We start from the raw sequence: 18904 nt of genomic DNA, 5'->3' as shown, positions 1-18904 counted from the left end.
CGCGGCTCAGGGGGAGCGCACGCCCGCCAGGCTTTCGGCGAGGGCCAGGTACCGCTGGTACGGGCCCTCGTACCGCCCGGCGCGGCCGGTGGGCGCGACGATGGCGTCGGTGGTGACCGACGGCGGGGGCAGGGGAAGCCCCGCGGCCGGCGCGGCGAGCATGGCCGCTCCCACGGCCGACGCGCTGCGCATCCCTACGGGACGCAGGGGGATGCCCAACACGTCGGCGAGCAGCGTGCGAAAGCCGGTGGCGGCGATCCCGCCCCCGACGAGGCGTGCGCATTCCAAAGGCGCTGACGGCAGCGCCTCCAGGGCGTGCCGGATCGCGAACGCCACCCCTTCGACGGCGGCCTGGGCCAGGGACGCGCGGTCGCTGGCGAGGTCCAAGCCCAGCCAGGCGCCGCGGGCCTCGGCGTTGAGCACGGGGGAACGTTCACCGGTCAGGTAGGGAACGAACGTCACCCCGCCCGCGCCCGGGGGGCCGTCCGCCGCCGCGTACAGCTCCTCCCAGCTCAGGCCCAGCACGCGCCGTGCCCACCCCAGGGCGAGCCCCGCGTTCTGCACGGCCGCCATCGCGTACCACCGGTTGTCTTCTGCTGCGGAGCGGTACAGGTGTGTACGCGGGTGCGGGGTGACGACGGGGTCGCGCACGGGACGAACGATCTGTGCACCCGTCCCCACGGAGATCTGCAGGTCCTGCGGGTCGGTGAGCCCGGTGGCCAGCAGAGCCGCCGCCGTGTCCGCCGCACCGACCGCCACGGGGACACCCGCATCCACCCCCGAGAGCCTGCCCCCCGCCAGCGCACCGGCCCGTGCGCCGGAGGGACGTACGGGCGGCAGCAACGCGGCGTCCAGGCCGACCCCCGTGACGACGTCCTCCGCCCAACCGTCGCCGGGGACGTCCCACAGCAGCGTGGCGGAGGCGTCGGACGGGTCCGTGGCGAACTCCCCGCCGGTGAGGCGGTGACGCAACCAATCCTTGGGGAGCAGGGCCGCGCGTGCCCGCTCGTAGGCGGCGGGCTCGTTGCGCAGCACCCACAGCAGCAGCGGCCCCGCCATGCCAGGGGAGAGAGGGTTGGCGAGCCTGTGCCGGAGCGGTTCCGGCAGCTCCTCCCACGCGGACACCTCGGACGTGGCGCGAGAATCGGCCCACAGCAGCGCGGGCCGTACGGGGAAACCGTCCTCGTCGGCGAGCACCAGGCCGTGCATCTGCCCGTCGAGCCCCACCCCGGCGACCTCCAGCGCCCCAGACGGCAGGGCCTCCCCCAGCGCCGCGACGACCGCTTCCCACCACTTCTCGGGGGGCGTTTCCGCCTGCCCTGGGGCGGGGCTGTGCACGGGGTACTCGCGGGCCGCCTCGGTGTGGACCACGCCGTCCAATCCGAGCGCCACCACCTTGACGCCGCTCGTGCCGAGGTCGATTCCGACCAGGACGGGAACACCCACGGCTCAGCCCCGCGGTCCCGCCGAGCCCGACCCGACGAACCCACGGGCGTGCCGGGCCAAGCGGGCGCCGTCCTCGTCGGACAGGGCGGGCGAGATCACCGTGGGCGGGGGGCTGTGGAACGTGGTCGCGTGTGCGTGCCTTGGTGTGTTCATGTCGCTTAGCCTTCGCTTCTTGCTTTTGCGCTGGGCCGCGGTGTTTGCAGTGAGGAGCGCGCGGGTGTGCTGGGGCAGGTGGGTGCCGTCGTCGTCGGGCTGGGCGGGCGAGATCACCGTGGGCGGGGGGCTGTGGAACGTGGTCGCGTGTGCGTGCCCTGGCGTGTTCACGTCGCTTCGCCCTCACTGCCGGCTTGCAGGCTGCGGTCACGGCGGCCGTGGCGATGAGCGCGTTCGCCGCTGCCGCCGTGACGCGCCGGTCGCCCACCCTACGACGATGTGGTCGCGACGCCACGGGTTCCCCTCCGCCGGGGGTGGAGGGGAACCCGTGCGTCAGGTGGAGGAGAGGCAGTCAGCCACCGTGGCCGTCAGCGGCGGAGGTAGACGTACTCGTAGCCCTGGTTGCCGTTCCACCAGCCGCTTCTACGCCAGGCCGACCAGTGGCCCGCGGTGCAGCTGACGACCCGCACCCGGGTGCGGACGGAGCGCTTGTTCCACGTGTAGCCGATCGCTCCGCGCGCCACGGCGCACTTGCCGTCGCGACGGGTGTCCTTGACCCGGATGGCGATGGAGGTCTGCTGCGTGCCCCGTATGTCCCGCCGGCACTCGTAGTACTCCATGCGGGCGCCCCTGATCGAAACCGGGCGGCCCTGCCAGCACATCTGCCCGAGCGTGGCGGCGGAGGACGCGCCCGCCTGGGACGCGGCAGAGACGGTGCTCGCGTGGGCGTCGGTCGGCGGGGCGAGGGCCACCAGGCCGATGCCCAGTGCCGTGCCCGCCACGATGCGGGCGGTGGTGGACAGCTTCATGAATTTTCTCCTTTTGCTGGTTTTGTCGATGACCGGATATCCCTCCGGGTTGGTGTGGCCGGCCCTTCTGAGATCGGTTGTAACGGCTGAAAGTTGTCCGGTGTCGGTGAGTGGACACCGGACAACAGGCCCCGGACAATGAACGCAGCGACGTCGACCATTTGGGGTGGCGATGCCTCGTCCTGAACGGCCGCTTGACGAAGACGGCGGGGTGGTGACGCGATTCGCCGCGGATCTGCGTCTGCTGCGCGCGAAAGCGGGCTCCCCGCCCTATCGCGAGCTGGCGCGGCGGGCGCATTATTCGGCGTCCACGCTGGCAGAGGCCGCGTCCGGACGCAGATTGCCCAGTTTGGCGGTCACGCTCGCATATGTCCAGGCTTGTGAGGGCGATGCCGCGGAATGGGAGGAGCGGTGGCGCCGGGCGGCCGAGGAACTGGCGGCCGACAATTCCGGCGAGCCCGACGAATCCTCCAATTCGGCTGCTGTTCCCTCCGGGTCCGGCAACGCCCGGGAAAGATCCCCCTATGTTGGTCTGGCATCATTTCAGCCGGAAGATTGCGAATGGTTCTTCGGGCGGGAACGGCTCACGGATGATCTGGTTTGCCGCGTCCGTGCGCAGCGGTTTCTGGCCGTGTTCGGGGCGTCCGGGTCGGGCAAGTCCTCGCTGCTGCGCGCCGGGCTGCTGGCCCGCATCCGCGCCGACACGGCGGCGTCCGGCGCCCCCTGGCCCACCGTCCTGGTGACCCCCGGCCCGCATCCGCTGGACGAGTGCGCCGTGTCGCTGGCGGCGGTCAGCGGCGGCTCGGCGCCCGCGCTGCGCAAGGAGCTGGCCGAAGACGAGCGCGCACTGCACCTGGCGGTGCTGCAGGCACTCGCCGAGCACCCGGCGGACGCCGACCTGCTGCTCGTGGTCGACCAGTTCGAAGAGGTCTTCACGCTGTGTGTCGACGAGGCCGAACGCGCCCGCATCATCGACGCCCTGCTCGCCGCCGTCCACGCCCCCAACAGCCGCACCCGCGTCGTCCTCGGCGTGCGCGCCGACTTCTACGCCCGCTGCTCCCAGCACCCCGGCCTGGTGGAGGCGCTGCGGGACGCCCAGGTGCCGGTCGGGCCGATGACGACCGACGAGCTGCGCCGGGCCATCACCCAGCCCGCCGTCCGCGCCGGATGCGTCGTCGAGGGCGCCCTGCTGGCCCGGGTGATCGGCGACGCGGGCGGCCAGGCCAACGCGCTGCCGCTGGTGTCGCACGCGCTGCGCGAGACGTGGCGGCGCCGCCGCGGCAACACCCTCACCCTCGCCGGCTACGAGGCCGCCGGAGGCATCCGGCACGCCCTGTCCCGCACCGCCGAGGCCGTCCACACCGGGCTGACCGCCGAGCAGCAGCGGCTGGCCCGCGGCGTCTTCCTGCGCCTGGTCGCCCTCGGCGACGGCACCGGCGACACCAAACGGCGCGTCCACCGCGACGACCTGGGCGCCGGGCATCCCGACGTCGACGCGGTGCTGGACGCGCTGGCCCGCGCCCGGCTGGTCACGCTGGACGCCGACACCGTCGAGATCACGCACGAGGCGCTGCTGGACGCCTGGCCGCGCCTGCGCCGCTGGCGCGACGAGAACCGCGCCGACCTGCTCACCCACCAGCGGCTGGCGGAGGCCGCCCGCACCTGGGACCGCGAGAACCGCGACCCGAACCTGCTGTACCGGGGCAGCCGCCTGGCCGCCGCCACCGAGTGGGCCGACCGGCACCGCGACGACGTGCTGCTCGGCGACCGGCTGCGCGACTTCCTCACCGCCTCGGCCCGGCACGAACGGCGCGCCGCCGTCCTGCGCCGCGCCGCCGTCGCCGCGCTGGCCGCGCTCGCGCTGCTCGCCTCGGTGACCGCCGCCGTCGCCGTCCAGCAGCGCTCGGCGGCCCGCACCGAACGCGACCGCGCCACCGCCGAGCGGATCATGACCGCGGCGGACCACCTTGCGAACACCGACCCCTCGCTCGCCGCCCGGCTCGACCTGGCCGCCTACCGTCTGCGTCCCACCAAGTTGGCGCGCACCCGCCTGCTCGACACGCAGAACATCGCCCTGTCCAGGCCGCTGACCGGGCACACCCAGCCGGTGTACGCGGTCGCCTACAGCCCGGACGGCCGCACCCTGGCCACGGGCGGGGTGGACACCACCATCCGCCTGTGGGACACCTCCGACCCGGTGCGTCCCCGCCCGCTGGGGGCGCCGCTCACCGGGCACACCAGCACGGTCAACTGGCTCCAGTTCAGCCCCGACGGGCGCACCCTCGCCAGCGCCGGCCGCGACCGCACGGCGCGCCTGTGGGACGTGTCCGACCGCGCCCATCCCAAGACGCTGGGGCAGCCTCTCACCGGCCACACCGGCTACGCGTTCTCGGTGTCGTTCAGCGGCGACGGCCGCACCCTCGTCACCGCCGGACACGACCGGACGGTGCGGCTGTGGGACGTGTCCGACCCCGCCCATGCCGAGCCTCTCGGCGAGCCGCTCACCGGCCACACCGACTCGGTCGCGTCCGCCACGTTCAGCCCGGACGGACGCACGGTCGCCAGCGCCGGCCACGACCACACGATCCGGCTGTGGGACGTGTCCGACCGCACCCGCCCCCAGGCGCTGGGGCAGCCCCTCACCGGCCACCGCTCGGACGTGTACGCGGTCGCGTTCTCCCCCGACGGCCGCACCCTCGCCAGCGTCGGCGACGACCGGACGGTGCGGCTGTGGGACGTGTCCGACCCCGCCCATGCCGAGCCTCTCGGCGAACCGCTCACCGGGCACACCGACACGATCCTCGCCGTGAATTTCAGCCCGGACGGCCGGACCCTCGTCACCGGCGGCGCCGACCACACCCTCCGCCTGTGGGACGTGTCCGACCCGGCCCGCCCGGCACGGCTGGGGCCGCCCCTGGTCGGCCACACAGGCTTCGTCGTCTGGGCCGTGTTCAGCCCCGACGGCCGCTGGCTGGCCAGCGCGGGCAACGACCGCACCGTACGGCTGTGGAACCTGCCGCAAACCGCCCTGACGGGCCACACCGACACCATCAACGCGGTGGCCTACGCACGCGACGGCCGCACCGTCGCCACGGCCTCCGCCGACCGCACCGTACGGCTGTGGGACCCCCGCACCCGCCGCCCCTGGGGGCCGCCCCTGACCGCGCACACCGACGACGTCACACGCGCCGTGTTCACCCCCGACAGCCGGATCCTCGCCACCGCGGGCCGCGACCGCACGGCGCGCCTGTGGGACGTGTCGGACCCCGCCCGTCCCCGCCCGCTGTCGTCGATCCCCATCGAGGACGACGACGTCGCCGACGCGTTGGCGTTCCACCCGGGTGGGCGCCTCCTGGTGACCGGGGGGCGCGACTTCACGCTACGGCTGTGGGACGTGTCCGACCCCTCGCACCCCAGGAAGCTGGGGCCGCCCCTCACCGGCCACATCAGCAAACTGCACTGGGCCGCGTTCAGCCCGGACGGACGCACCCTCGCAAGCAGCAGCTCCGACGACAAGGTGCGGTTGTGGGACGTCCGCGACCCGGCACACCCCCGTGCGCTGCCGTCCATCGTCACCGGTGACAAGGGCGGAATCCTGTGGGGCGCCTTCTCCGCCGACAGCGGGCTGCTGGCCACGGCGGGCGCCGGTCACGCCGTCCAGCTGTGGAACGTGCGCGACCCCGCGCGCCCCGCCGCGCTGGGGCAGCCCCTGGTCGGGCACAGCCTGCCCGTGCGCTGGGTCGGGTTCCTCCCGGACGGCCGCACCCTGGCCAGCGCGGGCGACGACGGCACGGTGCGGCTGTGGAACGTCTCCGACCCGACCCACGCTTACCCGTCCGGCGACCCCCTGACCGGCGGGCACATCGGCGCCCTCGACAGCGCCGCGCTCGGCTCCGACGGCCGCACCGTGGCCAGCGCCGGGGACGACCGCGTCCTGCGCCTGTGGTCCACCGACCTCGAACCGGCCATCGACCGCGTCTGCGCCAACACCGACGGGTCCCCGCTGCGCAGGTGGGCGCGGCGATTCTCGCTCCCCGCCGCCTGCGGCTGAACCCCGTGGTCGTACGGCGGCATCGACCAATCGGCTGATGGCAGGACGAGCGCCTCGGGCGATGCGGGCGGGCGCCCCCGAGGCGATGCTCGAAGCCATGCCCATCATCGAAGTCAGCGGCCTGCGCAAGGCCTACGGCGGCCGCCCCGCGGTGGACGGCGTCACGTTCACCGTCGAAGAAGGGGAGATCTTCGGAATCCTCGGCCAGAACGGCGCAGGCAAGACGACCACCGTCGAATGCGTGGAGGGCCTGCGCGCCCCCGACGCCGGCGCCGTCCGCGTCGCGGGCCTCGACCCGCGCACCGACCGCGACCGGCTCACCCGGACCCTCGGCGTGCAGCTTCAGGAGAGCGAGCTCCAGGAGAAGCTGACCGTGCGGGAGGCCCTGGAACTCTACGCCGCCCTCTATCCGGCCCCGGCCGACTGGCGCGGGCTCGCCGAACGCCTCGGCCTCACCGGAAAGCTCACCACCCGCTTCGGCAGGCTGTCCGGCGGCCAGAAGCAGCGCCTGTTCATCGCGCTGGCGCTCATCGGCCGCCCCCGGGTCGTCGTACTGGACGAGCTGACCACCGGTCTCGACCCGCGTGCCCGCCGCGACACCTGGAGCCTGATCGAGGAGGTCCGCGACGGCGGCGTCACCGTCCTGCTCGTCACCCACTTCATGGAGGAGGCCCAGCGGCTCTGCGACCGGATCGCGGTGTTCAAGCGGGGCCGGGTCGCCGCGCTCGACACCCCCGCCGGGCTGATCCGCCGCGGCTCCGGCGGCACCGTGATCTCGTTCGCCCCGTCCCGGCCGCTCGACCGCGACGACCTGGCCGGACTGCCCGAGGCCGCCACCGTCGAACGCCGCGACGGCCACGTCACCATCCACGGCACCGACACGACCGCCAACGCGGTCGTCTCCCTGCTCGCCCGCCGCCGGATCACCGCGCACCGGCTGCGGATCACCGACTCCACGCTGGACGACGCCTTCCTCGAACTCACCGAAGACCGGGAGAACTGACATGTCCGCCTCCGCCGCCGTCCTGAAAGCGGAACTGCGGCTCTTCGGCCGCGAGCCGTTCGCGCTGTTCTGGATCGTCGCGTTCCCCAGCATCCTGCTGGCGGTCCTCGGCCTGATCCCGTCGTTCCGGGACCCGGACCCCGGCCTCGGCGGGGCCCGGGTCATCGACCTGTACGTCCCGGTCAACGTGCTGCTCGCCATGATCATGGCCGGGGTGCAGGCGCTGCCGCCCGTGCTGTCCGGCTACCGCGAGCGCGGCATCCTGCGCCGCATGTCCACCACGCCCATGCGGCCCGCCGCGCTGCTGGCCGCGCAGATCGTCCTGCACTTCGCGGCCGCCCTGGGCTCGGCGCTGCTGGTCGTCGCCGTCGGGCGGCTGGCGTTCGACGTCGCGCTGCCCGGTCAGCTGCCGGGCTATCTGCTGGCGCTCCTGCTCGGCGCCCTGGGCGCGCTCGCGATGGGCGCCGCGGTCGCCGCCGTCACGCCCACCGTCAAGGCCACGACGGTGGTCGGCTCGGTCGTGCTCTTCCCGATGATGTTCGTCGCGGGGGTGTGGGGGCCCGTCCAGACCATGCCCGATCTGCTGCGCCGCATCGTCGAGTGCCTCCCGTTCGGCGCCGCCTCCCAGGCCCTTTACCGGGCGGCCGAGGGCGGTTCGCCCGACTGGGCGCACCTCGGCGTCACCGCCGCCTGGACGGCCGTGCTGATCGCGGCCGCCGTGCGCTGGTTCCGCTGGGAATAAGGAGAATGGTGGCGATGGCGACAATTCAGGAGCAATGGGAACGGTTCTACCGCTGGGGACCGTTCGGCCTGCTGCTCCTCGGCAGCCTGATGGCGCTGCTCGTCCGCGATGCCGTCATGTCGCCCGCCGAGCAGCGGACGGCCGTCACCCTCGTGCTCACCGCGCTGGCCCTCCAGATACTCCACGTCGCGGGGAAGATCCCGGGCCAGGTCCACTACTGGGCCCGCAGCGCCCTCGCCTTCGCCCTCACCTGGCTGAACCCCTTCTTCTGCGTCTACGCCGTGCTCGGGTACTTCGACACCGCGCACTACCTGCCCCGCCGCTGGGTTCCGGCCGGTTCCACCGTCACGGTGGTCACCATGGCCGGCGCCCAGGCGGGCGGCATGCCGCCGGGCAGCCTCCACCAGGCGGCCGCCTTCGGCGGCCTGCTCGCCCTCAACTCCGGGCTCGTTCTCTTCTTCGACCGCCTCAGCAGAAGGGAGGCCGAGCGGGCCCGCACCCAGGCGGAGACCATCGCCGAACTCGAACGGACCAACGCCCGCCTGCAGCAGGCCCTCGCCGAGAACGCCGCCCTGCAGGCCCAGCTCATCGTCCAGGCCCGCGAAGCCGGGGTCGCCGACGAACGCCGCCGCCTGGCCGCCGAGATCCACGACACCATTGCCCAGGGCCTGACCGGCATCATCACCCAGCTCCAGGCCGCCGGGGACGACGAGCACGTCCGCCGCGCCATCGCCCTCGCCCGCGAGAGCCTGCGCGAGGCCCGCCGCTCCGTCCACGACCTCGCGCCCGCCCAGCTGGAGCACGACACGCTCCCCGAGGCCCTCAAGAAGCTCACCGACGGCAGGGCCGGCCTCACCGTCACCGGAACGGCGGTACCCCTGCACGACGAGCTGGAGGCAGCCCTCCTGCGCATCGCCCAGGAGGCCCTCGCCAACGCCACCCGGCACGCGCATGCGAACCGCATCGGCGTGACCCTCTCCTACATGGACGACGAGGTGACGCTCGACATCCGCGACGACGGCCGGGGCTTCACCCGTCCCTCCCGCGGCTTCGGCCTGACCGCCATGCGCGAACGCGCCGAACGGGTCGCCGGGACCCTGGAGATCGAATCCGAGCCGGGCCGGGGCACGGCCGTGTCCGTCCGCGTACCGTTGATCCGCCATGGCTGACATCACCGTGCTGATCGTCGACGACCACCCGGTGGTCCGCGACGGGCTGCGCGGCATGTTCGCCGGCACCGCCGGCTTCCGGGTGGTCGGCGAGGCCGCCGACGGCCGCCAGGCCGTGGCCCTCGCCGAACGGCTCCGCCCCGACGTCGTCCTGATGGACCTGCGGATGCCCGGCGGAGGCGGCGTGGAGGCCATCACCGAACTCACCCGCCGTGGGCTGCCCTGCAAGGTCCTCGTCCTCACCACCTACGACACCGACACCGACACGATCCCGGCGATCGAGGCCGGCGCCACCGGCTACCTGCTCAAGGACGCCCCCCGCGACGAGCTCTTCGACGCCGTCCGCGCCGCCGCCGAGGGCCGCACCGTGCTGTCCCCGGCCATCGCCGCCCGCCTGGTCTCCCGCGTGCGCGAACCCCGCAGCGAGTCCCTGACCGCCCGCGAGCTGGAGATCCTGCGCCTGGTGGCCCGCGGCACCAGCAACCGGGAGATCGCCGCGGAACTGTTCATCAGCGAGGCCACGGTCAAGACGCACCTCACCCATATCTACGCGAAGCTGGATGTCAAAGACCGGGCCGCGGCGGTGGCCGCCGCCTACGAGCGGCATCTGCTGCCCTGACGAGCTCCGCGGCCAGGTCCTGTGCGCGGCGGGTCAGGAGGCGACGGAGACGATGTGCCGTATGGACGTCTCGTCGTCGACGAGGTCGAGCATGCAGGCCGCCAGGTCGGCCCGCCGGGTCTTCGTGCCGCCGCGCACGCTGCGGTCGACGGCGGTGCGCGGCCGGGCGCTGCGCGGACCGTCGACGAGCCGGGCCGGCCGCACGATCGTCCAGTCGAGCGTGGAGGTGCGCAGCAGCCGCTCGGCCTCCCGCAGGTCGTCGTAGGGGGCCCGGAAGATCCGCTGGATCAGCGGTTTGACCAGGTAGCGGGCGGCGGGGCCGTCACCCGCGTCGGCCTCCAGCCCGGAGGCGCTCACGAACAGCACGCGGCCCTTCCCGCCCGTCGCCCGGATGATGGCGCGGGCCCCGTCGGTGCAGACCGTCGTCGGCGCGCGCCCGGCCCGCGAACCGAGCGCGGACATCACCGCGTCGGCGCCCTCGACCGCCGCCGCCAACGCGTCATGGTCGGCGAGCCCGGCCCGCACGACGGTGACGCGGTCGCGGACGGCGGCCGGAAGCCCGTCCGGGCTGCGCACCACCGCGGTGACTTCGTGCCCCGCTTCCAAGGCCTGGCCCAGCAGCGCCCGCCCCGTGCCTCCGGTAGCGCCCAGAAGGGTGAGTCGCATACCCCTCATGTTCGCAGCGCAATTGTGGAGGGGGCGTGCGGCCCCCTCCCTTGTTGTTCTCGGCGTGACTTGCTGGTCGCGGTGACCGGTGGTCAGGTGATGGCCTTGCGGTCGATGGTGGCGCGCAGCAGGTCCCGGAACTCGGCGACCTGCGTGTCGGCCTGCCGCTGCGCGGGCACGTCCTCCAGGATGCGCCTGGCCAGGCCATTCACCATGGTGCAGCGGTTGTTGGGGGGGCAGGCCGGCGTAGACCTCGTTGGCCCGTCGCACGCCTTCGGTGACGTCGCCCGCGCGGACGTGCCCGATGACCTCCAGAAGCTCCACTTGGGCCTTGTACCGCGGGCTGTCCAAGGGGTGGACGTCGCGGAGGCGGCCGATGGCCTCGTCCAGCTTCCTGGAGTCACCGATGTGGCCGTACACCCACGACTCTGTGTAGCGAGTGCGGGACTCAGGCCAGCCTGCGATGACGGAGCGGGGTGAGTCGGGTGTGGTGACCGCCGGGGGCAGCTTTTCGAACATCTCGGTGCATACCCGGATTTCCGCGCGGGCCTGGCTGTCGGCGCCGTCGAGCGAAAGCAGCTGGGCGCGCGTGGCCTGGACGCCCAGCAGCCCGCGGCACGGGGTTTCCGAGGACTCGGCGATGATCTTGTCGGCCTCGCGAAGGAGGAGCGCGGTCGGCCGTCCCTCGTAGAGACCGTGGATCAGACGCTCCGAGTTGATCCACAGTTGAAGGTCCCGGTCGCCGGACGTCTCGGCGGCGCCGAGCGCGGTGAACCACCATTCGCGGGCCAGGCGCGGCTGGTCGAGGTTTGACAGCGTCTTGGCCATCAGCAACGAGAGACCGGCGCTCACCCGGCACCACGAGGAGTAGGCCGGGTTCTTCTCCTTTTTGCTGCGCGAGGTGATCAGCTGGACGGTCGCCAGGTCGGCGGCCAGGTCCAGCATGAGCTGACGAGGCGGGGCGAACCGGTAGGTGTGGCCGTAGTCGGCGACCGTCTGCTCCCACTCCTCCAGGTGGCCGTCCTCGTTGCGGCCTACGGCGCGGTCGACACCGGAGCGGATGGTTTGGAGCGCTTCGAGGCCCACGGCGACCGGAATGCCGAGCGCGACGAGCGCCTGTAGCAGCGTGCGTCTTTCCATCTCTTCGCCATCCTCGTCCCAGTTGTTCGGGTACGGGCCGTTTGAAGGTGGGGCCTCCACGGTACCCGCGGAGGCGGAATTCCGCTCCTCAACGAGGCCGGGAAAAAGATCTCGGACCTTCATTCCGAACGCCCGGGCGTATGCGTCGGCCCAGTCGCGGGGGAAGTGGTCGCCGCGTTCCCAGCTGTAGATCTGGCGGGCCAGGTTTTTGATCTTGTCGGGTGGGTGGTCGTTGATGCCCACGGCCTGGCGGAGTCGGCGGGCCAAGGCGAATGTTCCCCAGCCTCGCCGCTCGCGCTCGTTTTGGAGACAAGCAGCCCATTCCGGGCGTGCTTTTTCGATTATGGTGTCCACTCCCTTCGCGTGGGGAGAGAGGGGATGGAGGTCCCGTATCCCCATTGTCACCATGGAATTGCGGAACGTGCATGCCTTTCACTGGGAGTAGCGGGACGCGGGTGAAGTCGATCTGCGGCGCGGGCGGGTTTTTCGCAACCCGCGTCCTGCCCGAAGAACAAGGCGGCCCCGGGCGGTGTCAGCAGCACACACCCGGGGCCTAAGGGATCGACCTTCCCAGGAGGCCAACCCCCATGGGTACCGATCGTATGGGTGCGCACGACCGGCTGGCGGCGCTCGGCACGTTCATGGCCGCCAAAGGGCTGGTGACAAAGCTCACAGCGAACGGACTGCGCATCGCGAACCCGCAGGTCAACAGCGGTGAGGAGGCGGCGGACACGGTCACGTGCCGACCGCGTCCCGAGGACCGCGACGAGCTGTGGTTCTACAACGGCGGGCAGGAGCCGATCGCGCCCGCCTACAGCGTCATCGACGCGGCCCTCCACATCATCGGGCACCTCAACCGCCGTGCGGGCGGTGAGGAGCGGTGACGGCGATCGTCCCGGACGAGGTGCTCGCCGATCTGCGCGCCCGCTTCCCCGAAGCGGTGATCTGGCACGGCCGCTTCACCGGCAGCATGTGGGCACTCGTCTACGACCGGACGGGGGCGGCACGGCTGGTCGAGGCCGCCACCCCCGGCGAACTGGCGCAACTCCTCCACGCGGCCCGCATGCGGGCCTACCCTCCCCAGCGGCGTCCCCCCACGCCCAACCCGCCGGGACCGCCCGCGCGGAGTGACCACGGGGCGCCCGGACACCACGCGCCGACGACACGGGTGGGTGAGGGTCCGAGGCCGGGGCGGGGCGGGCGAGTGGTTGGGGGAGGTGTCGCGGTGGGGCCCGCCCCGAATCGCTACGGGTTGTCGGGGCCGTCTGGGCGGGGTGAGCACGGGGCGCCTGGGCACTACGGGCCGACGACACGGGTGGGTGAGGGTCCGAGGCCGGGGCGGGGCGGGCGAGTGGTTGGGGGAGGTGTCGCGGTGGGGCCCGCCCCGAACCGCTACGGGTTGTCGGGGCCGTCCGGGCAGGGTGAGCACGGGGCGCCCGGGCACTACGGGCCGACGACACCGGCGGGTGGTGGTCCAAGGACTCCGGTGCGGGGCGGGCAGGCGATGTGGGGGCACGCCGGGGCGAGGCCGGCCACGAATGACTACGCACCATCGGGGCCGGTCGGGGGAAATGGGCAGGCGATGCGAGGGCGTGACGGGGTGATGTCGGCTTCGGGCGTCTACCGGCCGCCGAGGCGGGACGCCGCGCGGGTGGCCGGGGTCCCCAGGGCGGTCGGGAAGAGGCCGTCGCGGTGGACCTCGCCCACGTCGCGAGGCGGAGGGCCAGGCGGGCAGAAGCCGCCTGCGTCGGGCGGGCGGAGGGCGTCGAGAAGGCGGCGGCGGGGATGGGGTGGGCTGCTGCGGCGCCTGCTGGTCGCGGCGGAAGCATGGTGAGCGCGCCTGTCTGAGGCGCGGGCGGCAGCGGCTGCGCTCAAAGCGTGAGGGGAACGGGGTGGCGTTCAGGTGGCTCGGGGGCGGGAGAGGCGGCGGGCCAGGTTCTGCATGGGGCGTTCGACGTGGCGGTAGGTGAACGCTGCGGCGGCGAGCAGGCAGGATACGGCTGCCGCGCCCCAGGCAAGGCGGTGTGCAAGGGCCATGTCGTCGGGTTCCCCCGTCAGGCGCCACACGACCTGGAGCACCAGCGGGTGCAGAAGGTACAGCGAGTAGCTGACGATGCCAAGCCAGGCCAAGACCTTCGGCATCCGCTGGTGCCGCAGGGCCCAGCCTAGCAAGAACGTCAGCCACGCCGCCGTTACCGCCACCGGCCAGCCCCAGGACGCGTCGCCCGAGGTGAGGGCGGGCCAGGCCCCGGCGGCGACGGTCAGCGCGGGCACCAGCGCGACCAGCGCCAGCCCTGGGCGGCGGGCGATCTGGCCGTGTTCGACCCGGTACAGGGCGGTGCCCGCGAACATCGTCGCCAGGATCGCCAGGCTCTCCATGCCGCCGATCCGGCTGTTGACGGTGAGCAGGACGAGCACGAGGACGGCCACGGCGAGCGCGCCGCACAGGCGCAGCCGCGCGGTGCCGTACATCACCGCCAGCAGGCCGCAGACGAAGACGAGCGCGGTGGCCGCGATCGAGCCCGTCGGCCAGTTGCCCGCGATGAGCCACATCGGCAGCGCGGCGCCCGCCACCGCGGCGGCGGCCGCGAACACCGCCGCCGCGCCCGCGCTCGCCCGGTGCACCCCGGCCGCGAACATCGCCGTCACCAGCAGGTAGAACGCCATCTCGTAGGAGAGGGTCCAGAAGACGTTGACGACGTTCGGCACGCCCAGCAGGTCCTGCAGCATGGTGGCGTGCGCGAGCGCGGAGATCCACGGGCGGTCGGTGAGCGGGGCGGGCAGCGGCCAGGCCACCCCGGTCGCCGCGAGCGCGACGCCGAGCAGGCCGGCCACCGCGAACAGCGGGTACAGGCGCAGGAAGCGGCCGATCCAGAACGCGCGCAGGTCGCCGCGCCGTTCCAGGGACGCGGGCACGATGTAGCCGCTCACCAGGAAGAACACGAACACGCCGTACCGGCCGAAGTTGAACCACGGGCTCGCGGTGCGGCGCACCTCGGGGAGCAGCACGTCCAGCGAGTGCTCGAAGACCACCACCATGGCCGCCAGACCGCGTAGGCCGTCCAGCCACGCCAGGCGCCGCGCACCGGGCGGTACGCGTTCGGTCGGTTGCGGGCGGGAGCGGTGGCGGGGCGCCGTGGCGGACGCGAGCGCGGGCACGAGCATCGGAGCAACGCTAGATGCGGACGCTCCAATGATGCTGACGTTTCCCTGAACGTTTCCTGAATATCAGGTGGTTGGTGGGACGATGGTCGCAATGCGTTACGTGGAGATCGAGGCCCTGGGCAACGGGCGCGCGCTCGGCCTGACCGTGGCACAGGGGCGGGTGCCGGGACTGCGCATGGAGGTGGCGCATCCACGTCGCATGCTCCTGCGGCAGGGACGCGACGCGGTGCTGCTCGGCCTGGTGGACGAGGACCGGTACGGCGTACGCGTCCTCCGCACGGGACGCTACGCCTCGCCCCTGCCGCCGTTGCGCGCCGCCGAGGCACGCGTACGCGAATACCGCGACTGGGCGTACCGGTTCGCCGCGTGGTTGGACGAGGCCGACACCTCCCCCTTGCACGAGGGCCGGTGGGTGCTGCGGATGTTCAACACGAGCGTCTGGGAGCCGCTGTCCTGGTGGTGGGGGTGGGGCCTTGTCGGCGCCGAGCCCGAACCGTCCGCCTACGTCGACTGGCTCGGCAACGGGTGGGGAGGCGTTCTGCCGTTGCGTCCGCTCTCCCCTCCGGACGCGGGGCGGGTGAAGGCGTACCGCAAGCTGGTACGGGAACGCGTGCTGCCTCCCGTGCTGCTGTGGGCCGTCAGCGGGTTGGACGGGCATGTGGTGCTGGACGGTCACGACCGTCTGGCCGCGGCACTCGCCGAGCAGGTCACCCCACCGATGCTCGTCCTGACACGGGGGATCGACGCCGCGGCCCAACGGGCGGTCCTGGACGCCGTGGAGGGCCACGTGACCGGCATCATCGAGAAGCTGCGGCGGCGGCCGGAACCCGGTGCGCAGCGGCAGATCGACGCGCTCGTCCAAGGGCTCGCTCGGACGGCCGCGGCCGTTCCCTACGACGAGGAGCGGACGCGGGCGTGGCCCCTGAAAGGCGGGGCCGGCGCGTGGGACGCCGAGGCCGCGGCCCATGGGTGGAGGTAACTGTCCCCAGGCCCTTGACGGCCCGCATCTCGGCCTCGTGCAGGGAGGCGCGAGTGGGGTGGGGGACGGTCGGTCGGTGCTGACGCCGCAGCGGCTCCGGCGGTAACGGCCCTGGTAGGGCCCAACGCCGCGACGAGGCAGGCGATTTCGCCGATGCCTGCGCGCGCGGGAGGTTGCACGCTCTCCACGTCGATATCCGTGTGAACCACGTCGCGGCTCCCACGTGCCGTGGTTCCTCCCCGAACAGGAGTGCATCGACGTGCAGTCCCGGAACACCCCATCTGACAGCGCCCCGCCCATCAGATCCGGGCTCCTGACCGCTCCGGCCCCCCGCCACCGTGCCCCCCGCCTCCGCGCCCTGCGGGCCGTCGCCAAGGCGGCCCTGGCGGTCACGCTGGCCGCCGGCACCGGCGCGCTCGCCGTCCCCGCCGCGCACGCCGCTCCCGCCGCCGCGTCCGCCGTCACCGCGGTGAGCCCGTACCAGCACGGGCCCGACCCGACCGAGGCCCTCATCGAGTCGCCGCGCGGCCCGTACGCGACGTCCCAGACCGTCGTCTCCGGCCTGAGCGTCACAGGCTTCGGCGGCGGCGTCATCTACTACCCGACCACCACCAGCGAGGGCACGTTCGGCGCGATCGCCATCTCGCCGGGCTTCACCGCCACCTGGTCGAGCCTGGAGTGGCTGGGCCCGCGCCTGGCCTCGCACGGGTTCGTGGTGTTCGGCATCGAGACCAACACGCTGCTCGACCAGCCGGACAGCCGCGGCTCCCAGCTGCTGGCCGCGCTGGACTACCTGACCCAGCGCAGCTCGGTCCGCAACCGGGTGGACGCCTCGCGCCTGGCCGTGGCCGGCCACTCCATGGGCGGCGGCGGCACGCTGGAGGCCGCCAAGGACCGTCCCTCGCTCAAGGCCGCCATCCCGATCGCCCCGTGGAACCTCGACACGACCTGGCCCGAGGTCCGCACCCCCACCCTGATCATCGGCGGCCAGGCCGACACCATCGCGCCCGTGGCCGCCCACTCCATCCCCTTCTACCTGACGCTGAGCAACGCGCCGGAGAAGGCGTACATGGAGCTGCGCGGCGCCAGCCACTTCTTCCCGCAGACGTCCAACACCACCATGGCCAAGTACATGATCAGCTGGATGAAGCGGTTCATCGACGACGACACCCGCTACAGCCAGTTCCTGTGCCCGGCCCCCAACGACCTGACCATCTCGGACTACCGCGACACCTGCCCCGTCTGAGCGGGTGACACATCCGCCCGGCGGCGGCCGCCTCCCCCCGCAGCGGCCGCCGCCGGGCCCTGACGTGCGGAAACGTCGAAGCGAGGTCGAACCATCGATGAGCGGCCGTCATCGGGTGCGCGGCATGGGCGGACGCCGGCGCCGAGCCGTCGTCGCCGTGTCCGCCGGGGCGGCGGTGCTGGCGGCGGCCGTCGCCTACGGCGTCGTTCGGGTGCGCGGGTGCGGCGGCCCGGACGCGCTGACCCTGGACGTCGCCGCCGCACCGGAGATCGCGCCCGCCGTGCGTTCGGTCGCCGCGCGGTTCGGCGCCGAGCGGCACGCCGTGGGCGGTCGGTGCGTGCGGGCGCGGGTGCGGGCCGTGGAGTCGTACGCGATGTCCGCCGCGCTGGCGGGCAACGCTCCGCTGGACGGCGGGCTTCGGCGGCCGGACGTGTGGATTCCCGACACCTCGGCGTGGGCGCACCTGGCGGGGGCGTCGTCGGGCGCGGTGGTGACGCGCACGTCGGTGGCGACGACTCCGCTGGTGGCGGTCCTGCCCGGGCGGCCGGCGGGCGGGGCGCCGCCGTCCTGGCACGACCTGCTGGGCACGCGGGACGACAAGCCCACCAGGCGGATCGCCGTGCCGGATCCCGCGCGCGACGGCGCCGGGATCGCCGCGCTGCTGCTCACCCCGGTGGCTGGTGCGCGGCACGCGGCGGCCGGACGCGGTGTTCGTCAACGTCGTGCGGGCCATGCGGCAGAACCTCACCCCGGACGCGCACACGACGGTGTCGGCCGACGTGGTGCTGACCACCGAGCAGGCGGTGTCACGTGCAGGCGGGCGGGCGGTGGCCGTGCATCCGAGTGAAGGGTCGTTCAGCCTGGATTACCCCGTCGTTTTGACAGCGCCGCGGCCCGGGGCGCGGGATGCGGCGGCGCGCATGCTGGAACGTGCGCTGCGGGACGGGCGGGCGCGGCGCGCCGTCCGCTCGCTCGGGTTCCGCGCCACCGGGCAGGAACCCGCGGCGCTCGACCCCGGCGAGGTGCGGGACGCGGTGCAGTCGTGGGCGCGGTTGTCGCTCGGCACGCGCATGCTGTCGCTGCTGGACGTGTCCGGGTCGATGGCGCAGACGGTGCCCGGTACGCACGCCACCCGCATGCAGATCCTCACGCGGGCCGCGCAGGAGGGGCTGGCGTTCCAGCCCGACGACACCGAGCTGGGGCAGTGGGTGTTCGCCACCGGGCTGGACGGTGCGCGGGACTGGCGGGAGAACGTCCCGGTCGGGCCGCTCGGCGAGCGCGTCGGGTCGGTGACGCGGCGGCAGCGCATCCTGAGCGCGCTGTCGGCGCTGCGTCCCGAGCCGGGCGGGCGCACCGGGCTGTACGAGTCGGTGCTGGCCGCGTTCCGGTACATGCGGCGCACCTACAAGCCCGAGATGATCAACTCGGTGCTGGTGATGACCGACGGCCGCAACGACGACGCCGACGGCCCCACACTCGACGCGACCGTGGCGGCGCTGCGCCGCGAGTACGACCCAGACCGCCCCGTTCAGATCATCGTGATCGGATTCGGTGCCGACGTCGATCCGGCCGAGCTGCGGCGGATCACGGACGTCACCCGCGGCGGGGTGCACATCGCCCGGAGCCCGGAGGACATCCGGAAGATCTTCGGGACGGCCATGGCCCGCCGCATGTGCGCCCCCGACTGCTGACCCCCGGCTTCCGGGCTGACCGCCT

The 18904-nt window shown here is 73.3% G+C and carries 14 protein-coding genes; 10 read left to right on the top strand and 4 right to left on the bottom strand.

Going from position 1 to position 18904, the window contains the following annotated elements; translation table 11 throughout:
* Positions 1–6: 6 nt before the first annotated feature.
* Together QSK22_RS21305 and QSK22_RS21300 are read right to left on the bottom strand one after the other, a co-directional pair.
* The gene (locus QSK22_RS21305; protein ID WP_285496031.1) at positions 7–1446 is read right to left on the bottom strand and encodes a xylulokinase; all 1440 of its coding nucleotides are present in this window, start codon (positions 1444–1446) and stop codon (positions 7–9) included.
* A gap of 521 nt (positions 1447–1967) precedes the next feature.
* The gene (locus tag QSK22_RS21300) at positions 1968–2408 is read right to left on the bottom strand and encodes a hypothetical protein (protein WP_285496030.1); all 441 of its coding nucleotides are present in this window, start codon (positions 2406–2408) and stop codon (positions 1968–1970) included.
* A 172-nt stretch (positions 2409–2580) separates the two neighbouring features.
* Between QSK22_RS21300 and QSK22_RS21295 the strand changes: the two genes are divergently transcribed.
* The 5 genes from QSK22_RS21295 to QSK22_RS21275 all read left to right on the top strand — a co-directional run bounded on the left by QSK22_RS21295 (position 2581) and on the right by QSK22_RS21275 (position 9992).
* Positions 2581–6459, top strand: coding sequence for an nSTAND1 domain-containing NTPase (locus tag QSK22_RS21295; protein WP_352231466.1), 3879 nt, complete (start codon positions 2581–2583; stop codon positions 6457–6459).
* Between the two features lie 97 nt (positions 6460–6556).
* Complete coding sequence (locus tag QSK22_RS21290; RefSeq protein ID WP_285496027.1) at positions 6557–7462, top strand: ABC transporter ATP-binding protein; 906 nt, start codon at positions 6557–6559, stop codon at positions 7460–7462.
* A 1-nt stretch (position 7463) separates the two neighbouring features.
* Positions 7464–8204 carry an ABC transporter permease gene (locus QSK22_RS21285; protein WP_285496026.1) on the top strand — a complete coding sequence of 247 codons (741 nt, stop codon included), beginning with the start codon at positions 7464–7466 and terminating at the stop codon, positions 8202–8204.
* Between the two features lie 14 nt (positions 8205–8218).
* Positions 8219–9373 carry a sensor histidine kinase gene (locus QSK22_RS21280; protein WP_285496025.1) on the top strand — a complete coding sequence of 385 codons (1155 nt, stop codon included), beginning with the start codon at positions 8219–8221 and terminating at the stop codon, positions 9371–9373.
* Positions 9366–9992 (top strand): response regulator, encoded by a 627-nt coding sequence (locus QSK22_RS21275; RefSeq protein ID WP_285496024.1) that lies wholly within the window; start codon positions 9366–9368, stop codon positions 9990–9992. Before QSK22_RS21280 ends, QSK22_RS21275 begins: the two co-directional genes overlap by 8 nt.
* A gap of 33 nt (positions 9993–10025) precedes the next feature.
* On the opposite strand, the gene QSK22_RS21270 is transcribed toward QSK22_RS21275, so the two are convergent.
* On the bottom strand, positions 10026–12041 hold the full coding sequence (locus QSK22_RS21270; RefSeq protein WP_285496023.1) for an NAD(P)-dependent oxidoreductase: 2016 nt from the start codon (positions 12039–12041) through the stop codon (positions 10026–10028).
* A 344-nt stretch (positions 12042–12385) separates the two neighbouring features.
* Between QSK22_RS21270 and QSK22_RS21265 the strand changes: the two genes are divergently transcribed.
* On the top strand, positions 12386–12682 hold the full coding sequence (locus QSK22_RS21265) for a hypothetical protein (protein ID WP_285496022.1): 297 nt from the start codon (positions 12386–12388) through the stop codon (positions 12680–12682).
* A gap of 1015 nt (positions 12683–13697) precedes the next feature.
* Here the strand turns inward: QSK22_RS21265 and QSK22_RS21260 are convergent.
* A complete protein-coding gene (locus QSK22_RS21260; RefSeq protein ID WP_285496021.1) occupies positions 13698–14963 on the bottom strand; it encodes an acyltransferase family protein in 1266 nt (421 codons plus the stop codon).
* Between the two features lie 91 nt (positions 14964–15054).
* Here QSK22_RS21260 and QSK22_RS21255 point away from each other — a divergent pair, with 91 nt between their 5' ends.
* The 4 genes from QSK22_RS21255 (at position 15055) to QSK22_RS21240 (ending at position 18879) form a co-directional block, all read left to right on the top strand.
* Positions 15055–15942 (top strand): hypothetical protein, encoded by an 888-nt coding sequence (locus tag QSK22_RS21255; protein ID WP_285496020.1) that lies wholly within the window; start codon positions 15055–15057, stop codon positions 15940–15942.
* Positions 15943–16300: 358 nt separating this feature from the next.
* Positions 16301–17188, top strand: coding sequence for an alpha/beta hydrolase family protein (locus QSK22_RS21250; protein ID WP_285496105.1), 888 nt, complete (start codon positions 16301–16303; stop codon positions 17186–17188).
* 97 nt (positions 17189–17285) lie between these two features.
* The gene (locus tag QSK22_RS21245) at positions 17286–18035 is read left to right on the top strand and encodes a substrate-binding domain-containing protein (RefSeq protein WP_285496019.1); all 750 of its coding nucleotides are present in this window, start codon (positions 17286–17288) and stop codon (positions 18033–18035) included.
* On the top strand, positions 17920–18879 hold the full coding sequence (locus QSK22_RS21240; RefSeq protein WP_285496104.1) for a VWA domain-containing protein: 960 nt from the start codon (positions 17920–17922) through the stop codon (positions 18877–18879). Before QSK22_RS21245 ends, QSK22_RS21240 begins: the two co-directional genes overlap by 116 nt.
* The last annotated feature ends 25 nt before the right edge of the window (positions 18880–18904 follow it).

This window comes from Actinomadura sp. NBRC 104425 (assembly GCF_030269545.1).
GTDB lineage: Bacteria > Actinomycetota > Actinomycetes > Streptosporangiales > Streptosporangiaceae > Spirillospora > Spirillospora keratinilytica.
Note: the sequence above shows the minus strand (reverse complement) of the source record. Positions and strands in the feature narration are given on the sequence as shown.